At 62.5% G+C, this 2,194-nt stretch carries 2 protein-coding genes; both read left to right on the top strand.

The window, feature by feature from the left end; all coding sequences use genetic code 11:
- On the top strand, nucleotides 1-834 hold an 834-nt coding region (locus DBR24_RS21370), incomplete at its 5' end, for an acetyl-CoA C-acyltransferase (protein ID WP_256591713.1).
- A 24-nt stretch (nucleotides 835-858) separates the two neighbouring features.
- Nucleotides 859-2,194: 3-hydroxyacyl-CoA dehydrogenase NAD-binding domain-containing protein (locus DBR24_RS21375; RefSeq protein WP_177490654.1), on the top strand; the 1,336-nt coding region annotated here is incomplete at its 3' end.

Here is a 2,194-nt window from a genome sequence, read left to right on the forward strand (position 1 = left end):
CCAATGGGCAGTGACGGCGGCGCCTGGGCGCTGGACCCGCAGACCAACCTGCACAGCCACTTTACCCCGCAGGGCGTCGGTGCGGACCTGATCGCCACCCTTGAAGGTTTCAGCCGTCACGACGTCGACGCCTATGCGCTGCATTCGCAACAGAAAGCCGCCCGGGCCCGGGCCGATGGTTCGTTCAACAAGTCGTTGGTGCCGGTGCAGGACCAGAACGGCATCATCCTGCTCGATCACGATGAATTCATTCGTGCCGAATCGACCCTTGAAGGGCTGGGCAAACTCAAGCCCAGTTTCGAAATGATCGGCCAGATGGGCTTTGACGCGACGGCACTGCGGGTGTACAGCCATGTCGAGCGCATCAACCATGTTCATACGCCAGGCAACAGTTCCGGAATCGTCGACGGCGCGGCGCTGATGTTGCTTGGCTCCGAGGCCAAGGGCAGGGCGCTGGGCCTGCAACCGCGGGCGCGGATTGTCGCCACGGCCGTCACCAGCACCGATCCGACCATCATGCTCACCGGGCCCGCACCGGCTACGCGCAAGGCATTGGCCAAGGCCGGGCTGCGTGTTGAAGACATCGACCTGTTCGAGGTCAACGAAGCGTTTGCCTCGGTGGTGCTCAAGTTCATCAAGGACATGGCCGTCGATCCGGCCAAGGTCAATGTCAACGGCGGCTCCATCGCCATGGGGCATCCGCTGGGCGCCACCGGTTGCGCGATCCTTGGCACGTTGCTCGATGAACTGGAAGCGCGGCATCTGCGCTATGGCCTGGCGACGCTGTGCGTCGGCGGCGGCATGGGCATTGCCACCATCCTCGAACGCCTCTGAGCCCCGAATTCAAGGAACCTTGTTATGAGCGAAGCCATTCGTTACGAAAAAGCTCAGGACGGCATCGTTGTCCTGACCATCGACATGCCGGGCCAGAGCGCCAACACCATGAACGCCGTGTACCGCGAAGCCATGGCCGCGTGCGTTGCGCAACTGGTCGCGGACAAAGACCACCTCGCTGGCGTCATCATCACGTCGGGGAAGAAAACCTTCTTTGCCGGCGGCGACCTCAATGAGCTGATCAAGGTCGGCAAGCCCGAAGCCAAAGCCTTCTACGACATGGTGCTGACCCTCAAGGGGCAGTTGCGCACGCTGGAAACCCTGGGTAAACCGGTGGTTGCGGCCATCAACGGGGCGGCGCTGGGCGGCGGCTGGGAAATCTGCCTGGCCTGTCATCACCGGGTGGCACTTGACGACGCTTCGGTACAACTCGGCTTGCCGGAAGTGACCCTGGGTCTGTTGCCGGGCGGCGGCGGAGTTGTGCGCATGGTGCGCATGCTCGGTATCGAGAAGGCGCTGCCGTATCTGCTCGAGGGCAAGAAAGTGCGTCCGCAACAGGCGTTGCAGGCCGGTCTGATCGACGAACTGGCCGCCGATCACGATGAACTGCTGGCCAAGGCGCGCGCCTGGATCGTCGCCCATCCGACAGCGGTGCAACGTTGGGACGTGAAGGGGTATCAGATTCCCGGTGGCACACCGTCGAACCCGAAAGTTGCGCAGATGCTGGCCATTGCGCCGTCGATCCTGCGCACGAAAACCCAGGGCACGCTGCCGGCACCGGAGAAGATTCTGTGTGCGGCGGTGGAGGGCGCTCAGGTGGATTTCGACACCGCGCACCTGATCGAAACCCGCTATTTCACCGAGCTGACTACCGGCCAGATCTCGAAAAACCTGATCGGTACCTTCTGGTTCCAGCTCAACGAGATCAATGCCGGTGGCTCACGGCCGCAGGGTTATGCACCGTATAAGACGCAAAAAGTCGGCGTGCTGGGCGCTGGCATGATGGGCGCGGGGATCGCGTTCGTCAGCGCCACTGCCGGCATTGAAGTGGTGCTCAAGGACATCAACCTTGCAGCGGCCGAGAAAGGCAAGGCTCACTCGGCGACCTTACTGGACAAGAAAGTTGCCCGTGGCCAGATGACGACTGAGCAGCGCGAAGCGGTGCTGTCGCGGATCAACACGAGTGAAAGCGATGCCGATCTGGCCGGCTGCGACTTGATCATCGAGGCGGTGTTCGAGGACCGAGAACTGAAAGCCAAAGTCTCGGCAGCGGCACAGCAAGTGGTCGGTAGCGCGGCGGTGATTGCCTCCAACACTTCGACCTTGCCGATCACCGGGCTGGCGCAGGCAGTGCCGGATC

It is taken from the genome of Pseudomonas sp. HMWF006, assembly GCF_003061205.1.
GTDB lineage: Bacteria > Pseudomonadota > Gammaproteobacteria > Pseudomonadales > Pseudomonadaceae > Aquipseudomonas > Aquipseudomonas monsensis.